Annotated in this window: 1 protein-coding gene; it reads left to right on the top strand. The window is 75.4% G+C overall.

Going from position 1 to position 642, the window contains the following annotated elements; genetic code table 11:
* The coding region (locus AC1DXV_RS35135; protein WP_477938119.1) for a ComEC/Rec2 family competence protein at positions 1–642 on the top strand (642 nt) is incomplete at both ends.

Raw genomic sequence — 642 nt, forward strand, 5'->3', positions numbered from 1 at the left:
GGATCGGCCTCGCGGCCGCGATGGGCTATGYGCTGTTCGCCGGCTGGGGCGTGCCGGCGCAGCGCACCGTGTGGATGCTCGCGGTCGTCACGCTGCTGCAGGCCGGTGCACGCCGCTGGCCGTGGCCGCTGGTGCTGCTGGCCGCGGCGGTGGTGGTCAGCGCCTGCGATCCCTGGGCGCTGCTGCAGCCGGGCTTCTGGCTGTCGTTCATGGCGGTCGGGCTGCTGATGGCGTCCGAGCCGGTGCATGCCATCGCCTCGGCGTCTGCGCCCGCCAGCCGGCTCGCCACCGCGTGGCGCAGCCTGCGGGCCGGCCTGCGCACGCAGGTGATCGCCACCGTCGGCCTGGCACCGCTGACGCTGGTCTTCTTCCAGCAGATCTCGCTGGTCGGCTTCGCGGCGAACCTGGTCGCGATCCCGCTGATCACGCTGGTGATCACGCCGCTCGCGCTGCTGGGCGCCGCCTGGCCGCTGCTGTGGACGCTCGGCGCCTGGGTCGAACAGCAGCTCGTGGCCTGGCTGACGCTGCTGGCCCAGGCCCCGTGGGCGGTGTGGAGCGTGCCGGCCGCACCGGCGTGGGCCGCGGTGGCCGGGCTGCTGGCCGCGGTGCTGCTGGTGCTGCCGCTGCCGTGGCGGCTGCGCC

The organism is Rhizobacter sp. P3_C12, assembly GCF_056402735.1.